The 18,676-nt window shown below is 61.6% G+C and carries 17 protein-coding genes; 8 read left to right on the forward strand and 9 right to left on the reverse strand.

Annotation, left to right across the window (positions count from 1 at the left end):
* The first annotated feature begins 8 nt into the window (after positions 1-8).
* The 3 genes from treY to V2B23_RS17885 all read left to right on the forward strand — a co-directional run bounded on the left by treY (position 9) and on the right by V2B23_RS17885 (position 4,286).
* Positions 9-2,363 carry a malto-oligosyltrehalose synthase gene (treY, locus tag V2B23_RS17875; protein ID WP_430951594.1) on the forward strand — a complete coding sequence of 785 codons (2,355 nt, stop codon included), beginning with the start codon at positions 9-11 and terminating at the stop codon, positions 2,361-2,363.
* A 109-nt stretch (positions 2,364-2,472) separates the two neighbouring features.
* The gene (locus tag V2B23_RS17880) at positions 2,473-3,285 is read left to right on the forward strand and encodes a mycofactocin-coupled SDR family oxidoreductase (RefSeq protein ID WP_430951595.1); all 813 of its coding nucleotides are present in this window, start codon (positions 2,473-2,475) and stop codon (positions 3,283-3,285) included.
* A gap of 77 nt (positions 3,286-3,362) precedes the next feature.
* Positions 3,363-4,286 carry an NADP-dependent oxidoreductase gene (locus V2B23_RS17885; protein WP_430951596.1) on the forward strand — a complete coding sequence of 308 codons (924 nt, stop codon included), beginning with the start codon at positions 3,363-3,365 and terminating at the stop codon, positions 4,284-4,286.
* 26 nt (positions 4,287-4,312) lie between these two features.
* Here V2B23_RS17885 and V2B23_RS17890 read toward each other — a convergent pair whose 3' ends face one another.
* Positions 4,313-4,741, reverse strand: a complete 429-nt coding sequence (locus V2B23_RS17890) for a PaaI family thioesterase (RefSeq protein WP_430951597.1) — start codon at positions 4,739-4,741, stop codon at positions 4,313-4,315.
* A 55-nt stretch (positions 4,742-4,796) separates the two neighbouring features.
* Between V2B23_RS17890 and V2B23_RS17895 the strand changes: the two genes are divergently transcribed.
* Positions 4,797-5,390, forward strand: coding sequence for a TetR/AcrR family transcriptional regulator (locus V2B23_RS17895; RefSeq protein ID WP_430951598.1), 594 nt, complete (start codon positions 4,797-4,799; stop codon positions 5,388-5,390).
* A 34-nt stretch (positions 5,391-5,424) separates the two neighbouring features.
* Here the strand turns inward: V2B23_RS17895 and V2B23_RS17900 are convergent, their stop codons facing one another.
* Genes V2B23_RS17900 through V2B23_RS17910 form a run of 3 tightly spaced genes read right to left on the reverse strand, consistent with a single transcriptional unit; the run spans position 5,425 to position 6,734 of the window.
* Positions 5,425-5,781, reverse strand: a complete 357-nt coding sequence (locus V2B23_RS17900) for a PLD nuclease N-terminal domain-containing protein (protein WP_430951599.1) — start codon at positions 5,779-5,781, stop codon at positions 5,425-5,427.
* 56 nt (positions 5,782-5,837) lie between these two features.
* Positions 5,838-6,488, reverse strand: a complete 651-nt coding sequence (locus tag V2B23_RS17905) for a TetR/AcrR family transcriptional regulator (RefSeq protein ID WP_430951600.1) — start codon at positions 6,486-6,488, stop codon at positions 5,838-5,840.
* Between the two features lie 57 nt (positions 6,489-6,545).
* A complete protein-coding gene (locus V2B23_RS17910) occupies positions 6,546-6,734 on the reverse strand; it encodes a DUF1918 domain-containing protein (protein WP_430951601.1) in 189 nt (62 codons plus the stop codon).
* A gap of 175 nt (positions 6,735-6,909) precedes the next feature.
* On the opposite strand from V2B23_RS17910, the gene V2B23_RS17915 reads away from it, so the two are divergent.
* Both V2B23_RS17915 and treZ read left to right on the forward strand, forming a co-directional pair.
* A complete protein-coding gene (locus V2B23_RS17915) occupies positions 6,910-8,901 on the forward strand; it encodes an MFS transporter (protein WP_430951602.1) in 1,992 nt (663 codons plus the stop codon).
* Positions 8,902-9,010: 109 nt separating this feature from the next.
* Positions 9,011-10,732, forward strand: a complete 1,722-nt coding sequence (gene treZ / locus V2B23_RS17920; protein ID WP_430951603.1) for a malto-oligosyltrehalose trehalohydrolase — start codon at positions 9,011-9,013, stop codon at positions 10,730-10,732.
* A 56-nt stretch (positions 10,733-10,788) separates the two neighbouring features.
* Here treZ and V2B23_RS17925 read toward each other — a convergent pair whose 3' ends face one another.
* Complete coding sequence (locus V2B23_RS17925; RefSeq protein WP_430951604.1) at positions 10,789-12,333, reverse strand: MFS transporter; 1,545 nt, start codon at positions 12,331-12,333, stop codon at positions 10,789-10,791.
* A gap of 126 nt (positions 12,334-12,459) precedes the next feature.
* On the opposite strand from V2B23_RS17925, the gene V2B23_RS17930 reads away from it, so the two are divergent.
* A complete protein-coding gene (locus V2B23_RS17930) occupies positions 12,460-12,981 on the forward strand; it encodes a TetR/AcrR family transcriptional regulator (RefSeq protein WP_430951605.1) in 522 nt (173 codons plus the stop codon).
* Between the two features lie 19 nt (positions 12,982-13,000).
* On the opposite strand, the gene ilvA is transcribed toward V2B23_RS17930, so the two are convergent.
* From ilvA to V2B23_RS17950, 4 genes are all read right to left on the reverse strand, one after another.
* Positions 13,001-14,356: a threonine ammonia-lyase IlvA gene (gene ilvA / locus V2B23_RS17935; RefSeq protein WP_430951606.1), complete on the reverse strand. Its 1,356-nt coding sequence runs from the start codon at positions 14,354-14,356 to the stop codon at positions 13,001-13,003.
* A gap of 54 nt (positions 14,357-14,410) precedes the next feature.
* Positions 14,411-15,658 (reverse strand): phytanoyl-CoA dioxygenase family protein, encoded by a 1,248-nt coding sequence (locus V2B23_RS17940; RefSeq protein WP_430951607.1) that lies wholly within the window; start codon positions 15,656-15,658, stop codon positions 14,411-14,413.
* Positions 15,659-15,970: 312 nt separating this feature from the next.
* On the reverse strand, positions 15,971-17,746 hold the full coding sequence (locus tag V2B23_RS17945; protein ID WP_430951608.1) for a pyruvate dehydrogenase: 1,776 nt from the start codon (positions 17,744-17,746) through the stop codon (positions 15,971-15,973).
* Between the two features lie 15 nt (positions 17,747-17,761).
* Positions 17,762-18,196 (reverse strand): nitroreductase family deazaflavin-dependent oxidoreductase, encoded by a 435-nt coding sequence (locus tag V2B23_RS17950; protein ID WP_430951609.1) that lies wholly within the window; start codon positions 18,194-18,196, stop codon positions 17,762-17,764.
* A 169-nt stretch (positions 18,197-18,365) separates the two neighbouring features.
* Between V2B23_RS17950 and V2B23_RS17955 the strand changes: the two genes are divergently transcribed.
* Positions 18,366-18,596 carry a hypothetical protein gene (locus V2B23_RS17955; RefSeq protein ID WP_430951610.1) on the forward strand — a complete coding sequence of 77 codons (231 nt, stop codon included), beginning with the start codon at positions 18,366-18,368 and terminating at the stop codon, positions 18,594-18,596.
* Positions 18,597-18,676 lie beyond the last annotated feature (80 nt).

Below are 18,676 nucleotides of genomic sequence, written 5' to 3' on the forward strand. Positions count from 1 at the left end.
AGACAACGATGACGCCGATCACCAGCACGTACCGCCTGCAACTGCGGCCAGACGCGTTCACACTCCACGACGCGGCCGATATCGTCGATTACCTTGACACTCTGGGAGTTTCGCATCTCTACCTCTCCCCCATCCTGACGGCGACGTCAGGATCGACACACGGCTACGACGTCACCGACCCCACCACCGTCGCCGAAGGTCTCGGTGGCCGAGAAGCACTGGTGAAGCTGTCGGGCGTGTGCCGAGAACGCGGCATGGGATTGATCGTCGATTTGGTCCCCAACCACGTCGGAGTGGCCAAACCTCACGAAAATGCTTGGTGGTGGGATGTTCTCACGCACGGGCGAGCATCTGCTTTCGCAGACTTCTTCGACATCGACTGGGACCACGACAACGGCGCGGACGGAAAGCTAGCTCTCCCGGTGTTGGGAAAGCCCGCTGATCTCGACTCCCTCACCGTCGATGACGCCACCGCGACACCGCTTCTCGCATTCTACGAACACCGGTTCCCCATTGCCCCGGGAACCGGCACCGGAACGGCTCAGGAGATCCACGCCCGTCAGTCGTACCGGCTGGTTCCGTGGGACGCGGGAGTCATCACCTACCGCAGGTTTTTTGCCGTCAACGAACTCGCGGCGTTGCGCCAAGAAGATCCCCGGGTCTTCGAACTGTGCCACCGCGAACTGAAATCGTGGGTCGACGAGGGACTGATCGACGGAGTTCGGATCGATCATCCCGACGGACTTGCCGATCCGATCGAATACCTCGAACGCCTTCGATCGTTGCTGGGACCGGATCAATGGATCGTGATCGAGAAGATTCTCGGGCACAGCGAACCGCTCGATCCATTACTTCCCGTCGACGGCACCACCGGGTACGACGCTCTGAACCAACTGGGCGGAGTATTTGTCGATCCCAGTGGCGAGCACGAGCTTTCCGAACTGTCCGGCGCCTTGACCGGTAACGACGGCGACAGCACCTGGCTACATCACACAGAACGTCAGTTCAAACGCGAGACGGCGCGCGGTGAACTCGCCCCGGAAATCCGTCGCCTGGTGCGGGCTATTCGCACCGAAACCGGAACCCGATGCAGCGACAAGGCGCTCAACGACGCGGTCGTGGTCGCTATCGCACGCATGCCGGTGTACCGCTCCGACTACAGCCCCCTTGCCGGGCTGACGGCTCGGGTTGTCGGCGGAATCCACGAACTTGCTCCTGGCCACGAAGAAGCCTTCAACGCCCTGGCGCAGGCACTGTCCAGCGGCGGCGAGGCAGCGGTGCGCTTCCAGCAAGTGTGCGGCGCAGTCATGGCAAAATCCGTCGAGGACCGGTTGTTCTACCGGACTGCGCGATTAGTCTCGCGGCAAGAGGTCGGAGGCAATCCCGCCGCGTTCTCCGTCTCGGTTGCCGAGTTCCATCTGGCCAATTCCGATCGGGCTCGCCTGTGGCCCGCAGCCATGACCTCACTGTCCACACACGACACCAAACGCGGCGAAGATGTCCGCGCCCGGATCAACGTTCTGTCGCAGATACCGGAACTGTGGTCGAGGCTGGTACAGGATTGGGAAGACGCGGAACCCAGCCCCGAACCGATGACAGGATTGTTCCTCTGGCAGAACATCGTCGGCGTGTGGCCGGTGGGTGAGGCTGCGCCCGACTTCCGCTCGCGTCTGCACGCCTACGCCGAGAAGGCAATTCGCGAGGCGGCGCTCGCGACCTCGTGGAATTCTCCGGATTCGGCATTCGAGACGGCGGTCCATACATGGATCGACAACATCATCGACGGACCTGTCGCAGCATCGATCACACAACTGGTCGCCAGGATCGCCCGGCATGCCTGGTCGGACTCGTTGGGACAGAAACTACTTCAGATCTGCGGACCCGGAATCCCGGACATCTACCAGGGCACCGAACTCTGGGAAGATTCGTTGGTAGACCCGGACAATCGTCGGTTGATCGACTTCGATCTCCGTCGCGCGCTGGTCGAGCGTACCGAAACCTCCGTCGACGCGACCGGCGCTGCAAAACTCCAGGTAGTTCGCACCGCATTGACAATGCGACGCGAGAACCCCGCCTGGTTCGTGGGCGGCACCTATCGCCCGGTTCTGGCATCGGGCGAGAGTTCAGGGCACGTCGTCGGACTCTCTCGCGGTCCCCACGATGGGTTGGCCACCGTCGTTGCTCTAGCTACCCGGCATTCGATGGTCCTTGCGGATCACGGCTGGGGTGACACGGTGATCGGGCTGCCGGAGGGGATCTGGACCGACAGCGCAACCGGCAAGGTGATCGAGTCCTCTCGTGCCGGCGACATCTTCCGCGGCGGTCCGACTGCTCTCCTGATTCGCGAGACCACGTCACCGTGAACCAGGCCTGCCCGTGTGTTCCGGTGAGCGGGTTACGTGTCGTGCAACACACTTTCCCAGGCTAACTTTCTTGGTACCAGCACAACCGGACCATCGAAAGGTTGCACACATGTCCACAGGTCGCTACGCCGGCAAGGTCGCATTCATCACGGGAGCCGCTCGCGGTCAGGGCCGCGCCGAAGCAGTTCGGCTCGCCGAGGAAGGCGCCGACATCATCGCCGTCGACGCGTGCGTCCAATTCGATTCCACCTCGTACACCGGTGCAACCGAAGACGATTTGGCCGAGACCGTGGAACTGGTCAAGGCTCTCGACCGTCGAATTGTTGCCACCAAAACCGATGTCCGCGACTTCGCCGCACTCTCGGCGGCGCTCGACGCCGGTATCGCCGAACTCGGCCGCCTAGACGTCGTAGTTGCCAACGCCGGAATCTGTTCCGCGAACATGTCCTGGGAGATCACTCCCGAGCAGTGGAAGGAAACGCTGGACGTCAACCTCACCGGCGTCTTCTACACAGCGAAGGCCGCAATTCCGCACTTGATCAAGCAGGGCACCGGCGGCTCGATCATCTTCACCAGTTCCGTGGCCGGCCTGCGCGGGCTTCCGTTCCTCGGCCACTACGTCGCCAGCAAGCATGGCATCACGGGTCTCGCGAAGACCATGGCGTCGGAGTTGGGCCAGTACAACATTCGGGTCAACACCATCCACCCGCATGGTGTGGCTACCGGAATGCAGATGACGGATATGCAGCCTCTCATCGCGGAGCACGCTCACACACTCGGACCGATCTTCATGCAGACCCTGCCCGATCCGGTCAGCCAGCCAGAAGACATCGCCGCAGCGGTCGCGTTCCTCGGATCGGACGAAGCGCACCACATCACCGGCATTGCCATGCCACTCGACCTGGGAACCTTGCTTCGCTGATCCAGTCCCACCGACAAGCCGGTACAGGTGCAGCGGGTCTCGGGAATATCGTTCCCCCGAGGCCCGTTGCGCCACACATGACCAAAACAGTGGTAGCCCAGAAATACGGAAGCCCGGACGTTCTGACGCTGATCGACGTGGAGGTTCCACCGCCGGCGCGCGGAGAAGTACGCGTCGACGTCAAAGCAATAGGCGTCAATCCATTCGACTACAAGCTCTACAGCGGTGCATGGGGAACCGACCCGAGCAAACTGCCGATACATCTCGGTGGTGAGGCTGCCGGAGTTGTGTCCGCGATCGGCCCCGCTGTCACTACAGTTGCCGTCGGCGACGAGGTGATCGTCAGCCCGGGAAGCGGCCTGTACTCCGAACAGGTTGTGATTCCCTCGTCGTCCGTCATGCCAAAACCCGCTTCGATCAGTTGGGAGCAGGCAGCCGGCCTACTCCTGGTCGGCGGGACCGCCGTCGACGCACTCGATACGATCCGCGTCAGCGCGGGTGACACCGTACTGATCCACGGAGCATCCGGCGGTGTCGGATCACTTGCCGTTCAACTCGCCGTTGCTCGCGGTGCAACCGTGATCGGAACCGCGGGCGCATCCAATCAGGAGTACGTCCGATCCTTGGGCGCGACACCGGTTCTCTACGGCGACGGGCTTGAAGCCCGCGTCCGGGAACTGGGTTCGGTGGACGCCGCATTCGACACCGCAGGCACAGACGAAGCGGTCGACGTGTCGCTTGCGTTGGTTGCCGACAAGCGACGCATCGTCACGATCGTGGCGTTCGGGCGAGCAGAGTCCGACGGATTCAATGCCGTCGGTGGCGGCAATCCGCAAAGCGCCGAAGCCAGACTGAAAGCCCGGGCCGAACTCGTCGAACTCGCCGGGGCGGGGCGATTGAACGTGAACATCGCCAAGACATTTCCCTTGGCCGACGCGGCTCAGGCTCATGCCGAGCTGCAGAGTTCCCATCCTGCCGGGAAGTTCATCCTGATTCCCTGACGTTTGGAACTATTGCGCCTCGGAGACTATTGCGCCTCGGAACCCGGAGCAAGTGGCACCAGAAGCGTCGTACCGAAGGCGACGAGCACCGATTCGCCTTCGCGTTCGGCATGAACCTCGGCCGTGACGAATACCTGCTTGCGCCCGGTCTTGACCGAGCGTGCCGTGGCGACAAATGCGGTTCCGACACCCGGATTCACGAAATTGACCGCGCAGTTCGACGCCGCCACGATGCCTACCTGCGTGAAGGCAGCAAATCCGCACGCAGTGTCGATAAGTCCCGCTACGAGCGCAGCGTGCAGATGCCCGGAGTACTGCCCAAGGTCCTCACGCCATTCGAGTCGCAGACTCACGCGACCCGGTTCGGCCTCCGTGACTTCGAATCCGGCCCACCGATTGAATGCCGCCGACGCGTTGACCGCCCGCAACTGTTCGAGCATCTCGGAATCTTCCATGTAGACCAGTCTACATAGATTGTGATGGCTCGCCGGGGTGTTTAAGCTCCAACGCGTGGCGACTCCCCCGAAACACCGCGAAGCGCTTGTTCGAGCAGCGGCCGATCTGTTTCGCCGCCAGGGGTACGCGGCAACCGGCCTCAACGAGATCCTCAAGTTGAGCGGAGCCCCGAAAGGTTCGCTCTACCACTACTTTCCCGACGGCAAAGAGCAGATCGGCACAGAGGTCGTCCGCGTCGGCGGGCTGTTGGTGGCCAACACTCTCACCGAACTAGCAGACAGCCACGCGGACGCCGGGTCGCTGCTTCGCGAGTACGCCCGGTTACTTGTCGGATGGGTGAGCGATTCGGACTTCCACGAAGGCTCACCGATCACGACGGTGCTGTTGGAGCTTGCCCCCGATTCGGAGAGTGTCACCGCCGCCGGACAGGCCGTCTACCGACAGTGGTCGTCGATACTGAGTGACTCGTTGATCGCCTCTGGTGTCGCACGCACTCGAGCGGAACGCCTTGCCGTCCTGGCAGTGTCGGCACTCGAGGGTTCGCTGGTACGGGCTCGCGTCGAACAATCAGGTCAGCCGATTCTCGATTCCCTCGGCGAGGTGGCAGACGTGTTCGATGGCGCGATCGCCGCGGCGGACGCGTACTGAGCGAAACACCGCAGACGAGCGCGCTATCGGTAACTCATATCCGACCAGCGTCGCCGTCGCCGCGCTGCTGCTTCGCGATCCGGCGCTGCTGCTCCGCCCGCTCGCGGCATTGCCGGAGGAATTCCTCGTCCGCGGCCGGATCGGTGGCAACTGCCCGGCCCGGACGCTCGTATTCGCCGTATCCGGTTGATCCGACGTATCGCGCCGGTGCGTTGTGTCCACGCCCGACGATCAGCCACAGCACCGACCCGAGTGTCGGCAGGAAGATGATCACCAGAATCCAGACCACCTTGGGTAGGTGCTGGATGTACGCGTCGTCGCGAGTGATGGCGTCAACGATGCAGAAAATCCACAAAAGCATCGTGATGAGTCCGAACAATGCGTAAGGCACGCTGGATTTCCTCCCAGATTCGAAAAACTCCCGCCATGCTAGCTAAAACAGACCGATTAGTACATTAGATTCGTCCGAATCGCGAATTCGAGCCACTCGCGGTAATCGTTGACATTCCAGCCTCCGATCGATCGCAGTTGCTGATGCACGTGCGGCGAGACCAGGGCAGCGAGAACGCCCGACGCCTTGTCCACCGAAATGTCATTGCGCAATAATCCGTGTTCGGCAAGACCTTCCGCGATCGACGTGGCGTTGGCAAAGGACTGTTCCGAAGATTCCGCGGCCAGCCGACGCATATCGGCGTCGGCGCCCGACGACTGGACCGCCGTCATCATGAGTGGACCGGCCCGTTCGAGAAGACCGATACTCTGTTCGACGATCTGCGCAACCAACCTCCGAACGTCGTCGGGACCGGAGTGATCACGGCGCACGGGCGCGCTGTCGTCGACCGACTCCGCCTCGAGTGCATGGCTGAATGCCGCCTCGAAGATCTCGAGCTTGCCCCCGGGGAACGCAGTGAAGACAGTGCGAGGCGCAACACCGGCTGCGTCGGCGATGTCCTTGGCGCTCGCACTGACATAACCTTTGTCGACGAAGAGCGCAGCTCCGGCATCTCGGATCAATTCACGAGTGCGACGGGCTGCATCGCCTCGAACCTTCGATTGATAGCGCCGCTTCTCGATCACAGAAGAACTGTAACGGCCCATCCCATCGGCTGCATTGAATGCAGTGCGGATGCAGATAAAATAATTGCAGGTCGCGGTCTATTTCTTCGGATGATCGATCCATCCGTCACTGCCTGGGAACACCAGAACTTGATGCCCGTCGTCGTAACGCACGAGATACGGCGGAGCACCGTCCTCTCCGTGCACCTCGATCACTTCTGCCGACGTCTCGGGCTGGCCCACCACTCGACCCTGCACATGTAGTCGATCACCTACCTGGGCACGCATGTGAATTCCTCCCTCGAGACGAGTACTCACAATTCGGGTTCCCCACTGCGTCGTCGAATAACCCAGACGCGGCGCCGTGACAAAATCCACACCGAATTTCGTGGCGTAAGCGAGGTAAACAGTGGTTCACTTTATGGTGAACGCACATTCACCCCGTCGAGGAAGGCCCCTCATCTTGGCTCTGCACTCGGCACCTGCCACCCGCCGTTCCAGCGGACTCATCACTGGAATCCTCTGCCTCTCCGGAACCGTGGTCGCCCTCCAGCAGACGATGGTCATTCCGCTCCTCCCCGATTTCCCGAAAATTCTCGGAATCAGTTCCGACGACGCGTCGTGGCTCGTCACGATCACGCTCCTGACAAGCGCGATCGCTACGCCTATCGTCTCGCGTCTGGCCGACATGTTCGGAAAACGCCGAATGATGCTGATTTCGATGGCAATGATCGTCCTCGGGTCGCTGATCGCGGCCGCCGGTGGCACGTTTGTGACACTGCTCATCGGACGCGGATTGCAGGGATTTGCCATCTCGATGATCCCGGTCGGCATCAGCATCATGCGAGACGAGCTACCGAAGGACAAGGTCGCATCGGCCACGGCGTTGATGAGCGCCACCCTCGGAATCGGCAGCGCGCTAGGCCTGCCGCTCTCGGGATTGATCTTCGAACAGTTCGGGTGGGAAGCAATATTCTGGCTCTCCGCTGCTGTCGGCGTGCTGCTGATAGTTGCAGTTGCGCTTGTCATTCCCGAATCCAGCGTGCGAACCCGCGGAAAATTCGATTTCCTGGGCGCGGTCATGCTGTCGGTTGCGCTGGCAGCACTGTTGCTTGCCATCTCCAAGGGAGCGCGGTGGGGATGGACCAGTGAGCCGACGATCCTGATGTTCGGTCTCGGCTTCACAGTTCTGGCACTGTGGTTCCCGTATGAGCTTCGCGTGACACAACCGATGGTCGACCTGCGAACCTCGGCCAAACGTCCGGTCCTGCTGACCAACCTCGCGTCGGTCATGGTCGGTTTCTCCATGTACGCCAACAACTTGTCGACGACGCAGCAACTACAGATGCCGAAACTCTCCGGCTACGGCTTCGAACTCGGTGTGATGGCAGCCGGAATCTGCATGATCCCAGCGGGTCTCGCCATGGTCTTCTTCGCACCGGTGTCCGCGAAAATCACCAAACGATTCGGAGCAAAGACAACGCTGATGGTCGGCGCGGTAGTGCTCGCGGGAGCATATGTGGCCCGCGTCTTTCTCACCGGTTCGATTCCACTGATCGTGATCAGCGCCGCCGTCGTCAGCATCGGCACGGCCATCGCCTACTCCGCGATGCCGATGCTGATCATGCGGTCCGTGCCCATCACGGAAACCGCGTCCGCGAACGGACTCAACTCACTTCTGCGCTCTGTGGGCACCTCGATGTCGAGCGCCGTTGTCGCCGCGATGCTCACCGCGTTGGTAATCCCGTCCGGCCCCGGTGCCGGACTGCCGTCACTCGACGCGTTCAAGAACATCTTCTGGCTCGCCGCCCTTGCTGCCATCGCCGCACTGGCAGCAGCGGCGTTCATTCCGCGGTACGGCGCCAAGCCCGAATCCGCCGTACGTCCTGTCACACCCGAGGGTTTCGAAATCTCGTCCACCGACAGCGACATCGTCGTGGCAGGGCGAGTGATTCGTGCCGACAGGCGCCCGGTCAAGCAAGCCGTCGTGACCGTCATGGACATGGCCGGGTCGCCCGTGGACTGGAGCCGCGCCGACAACGAGGGAGTCTTCTCCCTGGCATTGCCCGAACCCGGGCGATATCTCGTGGTGACCAGCGCAGACGGATGGTCTCCGACGTCGCAGGTCATGCGCTTCGAGGACGCGGAATCAACACATACCGTGATGTTGGGCGAACGGCTCACCATCTCCGGACAGGTCACCATAGCCGGCCTGCTGACCTCCGGAACCGTGATCACGCTGACCAAACCGACCGGCGAATTCGTGGCCTCCACCATCACCGACCACGCCGGACGCTACGAAATCGCGCTCCCCTCGTCTGGCCGATACATCCTCACCGCACTCGCCGACGACGGAGCAGGCTCGCAAGCCAGACAGATTGCCGTGATCGCACAGTCGACGTCCGTGGACTTCGACGTGCCGCTGGAACCGCTCGCGGTACCGAGTCGCGTCTGAGTGCGCGGCACAGTGACATCTCAGTGCGCGGCACAGTCACATCTGAGTGCGCGGCACAGTCACATCTCAGTGCGCGGCACAACCGGGCAAAACCAGGCATGCTGATGCCGTGCACACATTCGAGGTCTGGGCGCCCACTCCGGAATCAGTACAGGTCGACGTCGACGGCGTAGTTCACGCGATGACGCGCGATACCGATGGTTGGTGGCGCGCCGCTGTCGACTGCACCGAGGATGCCCGTTACGGCTTTGTCGTCGACGGCAATACACTCCCCGATCCGCGATCCCCGCGCCAACCCGACGGGGTTCACCAACACTCACAACTGCACACCCTCGACCACGCGGCATGGTCCGATACCGCCTGGACAGGGCGTCAACTCGCGGGCTCGTCGGTGTACGAACTTCACATCGGAACCTTCACTCCCGAGGGAACATTCGACGCAGCGATCGAGCGCCTCGATCACCTGGTGAATCTGGGAATCGGATTCGTGGAGATCATGCCGGTGAACGGCTTCAACGGAACTCACAACTGGGGTTACGACGGCGTTCTCTGGTACACCGTCCACGAGGCGTACGGCGGACCGGACGGGTTGCAGCGCTTGGTGAATGCGGCACATCAACGCGGACTGGGCGTACTCCTGGACGTGGTCTACAACCACCTCGGTCCGTCGGGAAACTACCTCGAACGCTTTGGCCCTTACCTCACCGACGGCGCCAACACCTGGGGACGCACCATCAATATCGGTGGTCCCCTGTCCGGTGAAGTACGCGAGTACATCATCGAGAACGCACTGCGCTGGATGCGTGAATTCCACATCGACGGCCTCCGCCTCGACGCCGTCCACGCGCTGGTCGATCACACCGGCACCCACATCCTCGAGGAACTTGCCGTCCGAACCGAAACGCTGTCCGCCCATCTCGGCCGGCCGCTGACGCTGATCGCCGAGAGCGACCTCAACGACGCCACTCTGATCACCGCGCGGGCGGCGGGAGGTTTCGGGCTGAACGCACAGTGGGACGACGACATTCACCATGCAATCCACACGGCAGTCTCCGGTGAGCGTCAGGGTTACTACGCTGATTTCGGTTCACTGGAAACACTCGCGAACACGTTGCGCCTCGGTTTCTTTCACGCGGGCACATACTCGTCGTTCCGCCGACGAGTCCACGGTCGACCCATCGACATCACGCATCAGCCGGCAAGTGCGCTGCTGGCCTACACGTGCACGCACGATCAAATCGGAAATCGTGCACTCGGCGACCGTCCGAGTGCCTACCTGACGCCAGGACAGCTGGCGGTCAAAGCCGCGCTCGTGTTGCTCTCCCCCTACACACCGATGCTGTTCATGGGCGAAGAGTGGGGGGCGTCAACCCCTTTCCAGTTCTTCACCTCGCATCCCGAGCCCGAACTGGGCGAGGCGACCGCCAAAGGACGCAAAGCGGAGTTCGCGGCCCACGGTTGGAACACCGAGGACATCCCGGATCCGCAAGACCCCCAGACCTTCCTGCGATCGAAACTGAACTGGGACGAACTTGTCGAGCTGCCACACACTCGAATTCTGGCGTGCTATCGCGATCTGATTGCATTGCGCAAGAGCCGAAGTGAGCTCACCGACCCGTGGCTCGGGCATCTTCATGTCGACTACGACGAGGACAAGCGGTGGATAACGCTGCGCCGCGGCACCTTACAGATTGTCTGCAATCTGGGACCGGACGCGGCCCACGTCCCGGCCGGCGGAACCCCCATACTCTGGTGGGATCAACCGACGCAGGACGAGACCGCGTCCGCAACAGTGGTACCTGGGTATTCGTTTGTCGTACTGGAGAACTAACGCTTCGCGTTCTGCTGCTACACGCGCTAACGCTTCGCGTTCTGCTGCTACACGCGCTAACGCTTCGCGTTCTCTGGTGTACTCCGCAGCATCCGCAGAACCAGCGCCGCACAGATGAACAGTACGAGCGCAGTCGCGCCGGTCGCTACGTGCATACCGTCGACAAAGGCCGACTTCGCGGAATCGACCAGCACCGAGCCCGCGTCGCCAGGCAGGTGAGAAGCTTCCTGGAGGGCTCCACCGAGCGTGCCCTGCGCCGCATGCGCCTGATCTGCGCCCAGCATCGACGTGTCGATTCCCTTGCGGAAAATCGCCATGACCACGCTGCCGAGAATCGCCACACCGAGTGCGATACCCAGTTCGTACGCAGTTTCCGATACCGCCGAAGCGGCACCGGCCCGCTCCGGTTCAACAGAACTGACCACCAGGTCGGAGGTGAGCGTCAGTGCGATACCAACACCTGCGCCAACCAGACCGAAGCCGGCGACGAATGCCATTGGCCCGCTGTCGACACCGAGAGCCAGCAACATGGCCGCGCCGATGCCGGCGATGATCAGACCGGCACTGAGCACCTGCGTCACCGTCCAGCGCCGAACCAACCAGGCTGCGGCGACGGCGGTGAACGCGCTGAGCAACATGCCGGGCAGCATGAGCAGACCTGCGTCGAACGCACCGTTGCCGAGGACCAACTGCAGGTACTGCGAGCCGAAGAACAGCACACCGGCCAGCGCGAAGATCGAAAGCAGGTTCGTCAGAACCGCCGTGGTGAACGACGCATTGGAGAACAGTTTCAGATCCAGCATCGGATCCTTCAAGCTCCGCTGACGACGGACGAACGCAACACCCGCGGCAAGACCGAACGCAGCGATTCCCAGCATCGTCAGATCAATGCCATGCACAACGGATTCCTTGACCGCGTAGACCAGCGGAAGCATGGTTGCCATCGACAACGCGGCGCTGACCAGGTCGAATCGGCCGGGGTTCGGATCCTTGGACTCCGGAATCAGAATCGGGCCGAGCGCGAGAAGTGCGATCATGACCGGAATGTTGATCAGGAACACCGAGCCCCACCAGAAATGTTCGAGCATCCACCCACCGATCAGCGGGCCGGCTGCCGTACCACCACCGGCCATCGCGCCCCAGATGCCGATGGCCTCGGTGCGCTGACGCGGGTTGATGAAGATGGTACGAATCAGACCGAGCGTGGCGGGCATGAGCGTCGCGCCGGAAATACCTTGAAGCACTCGGGCACCGATCAGCATCTCCGGACTTGTGGAGACGGCAGCAACGACCGATGCCAGACCGAAGCCGAAAGCACCGATCAGCAACAGCTTTCGGCGTCCGATGCGGTCGCCGAGTGTACCCATCGTGATCAGCAGACCGGCAAGGATGAACGAATAGACGTCGATGATCCAGAGCAACTGCGTGCTACTCGGTTCGAGGTCCGCGCTGATGAACGGGAGCGCCAGATCGAGCACTGTGCCGTCCACCGCGATGAGCAACACCGCAAAGGCCAGGACCACCAGTCCTGCCCAGTCACGTTTTGTTGCCCGAACATCCTCGGGATTGATTGCAGACGTGTGATCTGCCGACACTGACATGGCTCTTCTCGCAACTTTCCGTGAGTCGACTACTAATTCGCTGAACCGTCCAGCCGGTACAGTGGTATTGACACTAACAGTGAACCGTCTGGGCGGTAAAGTTATTTCCCGGTACAGTTTCATCACATGGCTGAAGGCACGCGCGATCGCATTCTCGACGCACTGGAGAAGTTACTGCTGGTCAACGGGGTCGCACAGGTAACCCTGGAAGCAGTCGCGGCACAAGCAGGCGTATCCAAAGGCGGGCTTCTGTACCACTTCCCGAGTAAGGAAGCTCTCCTCGCTGCCATGGTTCGCAGACTCGGCGAACGCTCCGATCAGCAGCTCGAGGACGCCGTTGCCGGCGGAACTTCGGCAAGCGAGTTCTACCTACAAATCCCGGATGTGAGCGAACAGGAAGAATTGGGGCTATTCCGATCGATCATCGCCGCGCTGCGGACCGTCGACGGACAGCACGATGAAATCCAGAAAGCTGTCACCGACGTCATGCGCAGCTGGGATCGGGGACTGCAAGCCGAGATCTCCGATCCCGTGCAAGCCGAAATCATCCGCCTCGTCGGCGACGGCCTCTACCTCGCCGCAATGCTCGGACTCCCCCAGCCCGATCCCGAACTCCATCGCCAGGTGGTCGAGCGTCTACTGCCCTGACCACCTGGCGGGTGAGTTGTTACGTCAGATACCGATAAGCCGGGCTACCCGGCTCGAGTCGCTCGGACTGCATCGGCGCCCGCTCCATCCGTTCGAGCAACGACGCCAATCCGTCGGCCGAGCCCAGTTCGATACCGACCAAGGCAGCACCCGTCTCACGATTGTTGCGCTTGACGTACTCGAATAGCGCGATGTCGTCGTCCGGACCGAGCACCTCGGACAGGAAACGACGCAACGCACCCGGCTCCTGCGGGAAGTCCACCAGGAAGTAGTGCTTGAGACCCAGATGCACCAGCGAGCGCTCGAGGATTTCGCCGTAACGGGAGACGTCGTTGTTACCACCGGAGATCAGGCACACCACGGTGGAACCAGGTTCAAGCGTCAAATTCTGAAGGGCCGCAACGGAAAGCGCTCCCGCAGGTTCGGCGATGATGCCCTCGTTCTGGTAGATCTCGAGCATCGCCGTGCAGATGGCACCTTCGTCGATCTGGTTCACGACAAACGATCCGGTTCCCGGAATCGCGGACAGCTGCTTGGCAACCAACGGCAACGACGCATGAGAAACCACGGCAGCGCCGAGCCTCGATACGACCTCGAACGGAACATCACCGATCCGCTTGACTGCCGCACCGTCCACAAACGGATCGACCACCGGCAGCGTCACGGGCGCACCGGCAACCAGCGCAGCGGTCATGGATGCCGCGCCCGAAGGTTCGATACCCACGATCGACGTCTTCGGCGAACGCTCGTGCAGGTACGTGGCAATACCGGCGATGCACCCACCGCCACCAACCGGGACAACAATCGCGTCGAGGGGGGCGTCCAATTGCTGCAGGATTTCGGCGGCAATAGTTCCCTGCCCCGCAGCGGTACGCACATCGTCGAACGGCGGAACCATCGTGGCACCGGTCCTGGCGACATCCTCAGCCGCAGCTGCGGCAGCCGCGTCATACGTTTCACCCACCATGAAGAGTTCGACGAAATCGCCGCCGTGAGCGCGGATTCGGTCACGCTTCTGCTTCGGAGTGTTAGCCGGGACGTAGATCCGTCCGCGGATCTGCATGGTTCGACACGCGTAGGCAACACCCTGTGCATGATTTCCGGCACTGGCCGTGACGGCACCGGCGGCACGTTCCGCCTCCGTCAGCTGCGACATGAGGTTGTAGGCACCGCGGATCTTGTACGAGCGAACACCTTGCAGGTCTTCACGCTTGAGGTAGACCTTCGCGCCGGTCAGCGCGGACAGACGCTCGCTGTACTGCAAAGGTGTAGCCGCAATAACGTTCTGAATTCGCTCGATAGCCGCGTCGATTTCCCGCGCATCGAGCGCGGGCAGAGTGGACTGGGTAGCTACGACATCGGGCGAGTTAGACACTCCGCCATTTTTGCACGTCCGAGCGCAAGGTTTCCATCGCGGTCACCTCACCCCTCACGCGCGTTGGGTGGCCGCGCGCGCTGAAACCGTCCCGTCCTCGTCGGCGCGGAACAGTGCGTCGTTGTAGTGACATCCCGGGGGCACCCATCGGAAGGTCTTCTGCTCGGAGAACTTGTAGTACAAAGCCCGCCGACCAGCGTCGCGACCGGTCGGCGGCGGGGTGCTGTGCATGACGTCGCCGAAATGAAGCGTGAGGTCGCCTGGCTCTGTTTCGAGCTTCGTCACCGGCAGGTTTCCTTCCTCACCCCACTTGCGCCAATGGTTGGCGTACCGATGCGATCCTGCCAAGACCATGAGCTGACCGTTCTCGGGATTCGCGTAGTCGAGCTGAATTCCGCCCTGAATGAGAGGACACAGAACCGGATGCCCACCGATACCGTCGTCGACGTGCCAGCCGAGGTCGCCGTCTCCCTTGACCACGTTGGACGACTTGATGAAAACCATCGGCCCGTCCAGGCGGTCATCGCACACCCGAAAAGCTGGGTTTCCCAGGCGCGCCCACTCGGTCAGTCGAGGTTCGAAGCAAAGATCTTGCAGCACTTGCGAATAGCGACCGAGGTAGTTGACGCGAGTGACCACTTCTTCGCCGTCCGCGTTGACGGACCACCACGAAAACGGATCACCTGGGGTTGTCTTGGACCGAACGAATTCGACTTCGTCGCGGAACGTCGAGATCTCCTCCGGTGTGTATACCCCTTTGACATGGAGGAATCCCGCAGTGGCGAGAAAATGGCGCATCTCGTCACGATCACCGTCCACCGAGAATCGTCGAAGCAGATCGAGCGGTGTGCCGTCGCGATCGATCAACGTGTCCCAGACAGCTTCGGTGTAGATCGGTCGACCTGTAATCAACGCCCGCGTGGCCGGTTCCCATCGCTTCCAACTGCCGACGGTTCCCCGCGTCACCTTTGCCCGCCCGGTCCGAACCGACCCACTGGCCGTCAGGAGTTCATGCAGAAATGCGGAGAACGTCGCCTCATCGAGTTCGACGAGTGTCGCGGCATTCGCGTCGCCTTCGACCGCTTCGATGCCGTCCGCCGTGGCGATCCACGTGAACGTCAGACCGTCGACGCGGAAGGCCAGCGGTGGCACACCGGTCAAGTCGTCGACAACCAGCCTGCCGTTTTCGGCGTTCAGCGCTGGTAGCTGGACCGCGTGAAACGTCGCACACGAGTATCGCGGGAACGAATCCGCAATCGCCTCGACCCACGGAAGGCCGGTTCCCGACTTGTCCGTACCCATGAGCACCCCTCTCGACATCGTTTTGCTGAGGCTAGCGATCACGCTGCACAGTGGCTCGAGCCATGGCGGCGCGTTGATCCCAGCCTGACCGACTCTGCCTTCGCGACAATCCGAGCACGCGGCTGGGCATAGAACGACGACGAGGATTCGACGGCACACGAGCAGTCGGGGCTGCCCTACGGCACGCCGACGGCCAACCGGTTGCAGCGTTAGTGCTGTGTGCCCCGGACAGCCGCTTTCAACCCGAGGTGATGCAGCAACACGGCGACCTGGTCGCGCGGCTTGCCGGTTCCTGGCAAGCCCGCCGCTGACCTATCCTCTCGGGTTGAACTGCGACGGACGCGGCACGTTCCGCAGATTCGACTTTGCCATCTGAACGGCCTCGCCGACGCCACCGTTCATCACCATCTTCGACATCGCGAGAGCAAAGCCCTTGACCTGGCCACCGGTTATGGTGGGCGGCAAAGACAATGCCAGCGGATCCGTCACAAGATCGACCAATGCCGGGCCGTCGTGATCCAGCGCCTCACGTAAACCCGATTCGATGTCAGCAGGATTCTCGATCCGTCGCGAGTAGATTCCCAGCGCAGCGGCGACGCCCGCGTAGTCGACAGCGGGAACGTCGACTCCGAAATCGGGCAGGCCGTCCACCAGCATTTCGAGCTTGACCATTCCGAGCGTGGAGTTGTTGAACACCACGATCTTGACCGGCAATTTGTACATCGCCACTGTCACCAACTCGCCCAGCAGCATCGACAGGCCGCCGTCGCCGGAGACCGAAATAACCTGCCGACCGGGACTGGCCCACTGCGCTCCCAGCGCGTGTGGCAAGGCATTAGCCATGGAACCGTGCAGGGCCGACGACAGGAATCGTCGCGATCCGTTGGGGTTGAGATACCGCGCCGTCCACACGTTGCACATGCCCGTATCCGCGGTGAAGATCGCGTCCTCGGCGGCAAGATCGTCGAGGATCGACGCCGCGTACTCGGGGTGAATCGGGGTGCGTTGTTTCACCGGATCGGTATACGCGCCCACAACTTTGGTCATCAACGTTCTGTGCACCTCGAGCATGTCGTCGAGGAACGCTCGATCCGACTTCCGTTCCACCTGGGGAATCAACACGGCCAGCGTCGCAGCAACATCTCCGTGTACTGCAAGATCAAGACTGGTTCGGCGCCCCAATTTCTCTGCGGCAGAATCGATCTGAGCCGTTCTCACGGTGTGCGGTAGAAACTGGTCGTACGGAAAGTCTGTGCCGATCAGCAGCAACAAATCGGCCCCGTGCATACCGTCGTGTGCCGCGCCGTAACCGAGTAGTCCGGTCATGCCCACGTCGTACGGATTGTCGTACTGAATCCACTCCTTGCCGCGGAGTGTGTGCCCGATCGGCGCGCCAACTGCCTCGGCCAGCGCGAGCACTTCGTCGCGGGCACCTCGCACTCCGGCTCCGGCAAAGATCGCCACCTTCCGCGACGCGTTGATCACATCTGCCAGCGCGCGCACGTCACCGGCATCGGGCACCAGCGTCGGACGACGAGTTGCGACCAGCGTCGGCGGTTCGCCCTCCACCGGGCAGTCCGCGATATCACCGGGGAGAACGATCACGGATACGCCGCTTCGGGCGACCGCGTGCGTGATTGCCGACTGAACAACGCGCGGCGCCTGCGCTGCTGTGCTGATCAGCTCGGTATAGCTCGAACACTCGATGAAAATTCGCTCAGGATGGGTTTCCTGAAAATAACCCATACCGATCTGAGCGCTCGGAATGTGCGACGCAATCGCCAGGACCGGCGCGCCCGAGCGATGTGCGTCGTAGAGTCCGTTGATCAGATGCAGATTTCCTGGCCCGCACGAGCCCGCACACACGGCCAACTCGCCGGTGATCTGGGCATCGGCCGCAGCTGCGAACGCGGCCGCTTCTTCGTGACGAACATGAATCCAGTCGATTCCACCCTTGGCAGAGCCACCAGTGCGCCGCACGGCGTCCACTACAGGATTGAGACTGTCTCCCACGATGCCGTAGATCCGAGATACCCCGGCATCCACGAGCTGTTGAACCAATTGATCTGCAACAGATTTCGGACTCATGACGCCTCCGTAGATCTACTTGGGTTCGAGCACGAACACCGGAATCTCTCGGTCGGTCTTCTTCTGATAGTTCGCGTAGTCGGGGAATGCCTCCACTGCGCGCTCCCACCAGATCGCCTTCTCGTCGTCCGTTACCTCACGCGCAACCATGTCGAAGACCTGCGTCGCATCACGCAACGTGACATTCGGGTTTGCCTTGACGTTGTAGTACCAGACGGGGTTCTTGGGCGCACCGCCCAATGACGCCACAACGGCGTACTTCCCGTCGTGCTCGACGCGCATCAACGGCGTCTTTCGTACCTTGCCGGACTTAGCACCGATTGTCGTGAGGATGACAACGGCCATCCCGTTGAGTTCGTTCCCCTCGGTGCCACCGGAGTTCTCGATCTGCTCGACCTGATCTGCTGCCCACGTAGCGGGGCTGGGTTCGTATTCACCTGTTATTGGCATGGGTACAAGTGAACACCGACTGTCTGACCTTGGCCACCGCAACACGCACACTGCAAGGTGATCGATACAGTGATAGTGATGTAGCCATCAATAAAGTTCGCTTGCCCGAAACCAGCTATCTGGATACCCTTAAAGTCCAGAACGGACCACAGAAACGGTAGGTGACCTCATGACAACCGCAGGTTTCGATACTCGCGTGTCACGTCGGATCACCGACAACAGCGTCGACATCGCCGGCACACAGTGGCCGCTGTACAAACTCGAAGCTCTGGCAATCGGTCTGATCGTCTTTGTTGCCACCCTCGCGATCACCACATCAATGCAGCCGGCAGTTCTCATCGCCGCCGCCGCGACCGTAGTTACGTGGTGGGTTCGCAGAAATTTCTACTCCCGCAGCTAAGCCTCTCGCTTCCTTCTCCAGCACATACAGAAAACGTCTCGTTCACTTGGCTTCCCAGGTGAACGAGACGTTTTTTGTAT

The sequence above is a fragment of the Rhodococcus sp. 24CO genome (assembly GCF_050586165.1).
Taxonomy (GTDB): domain Bacteria; phylum Actinomycetota; class Actinomycetes; order Mycobacteriales; family Mycobacteriaceae; genus Rhodococcus_F.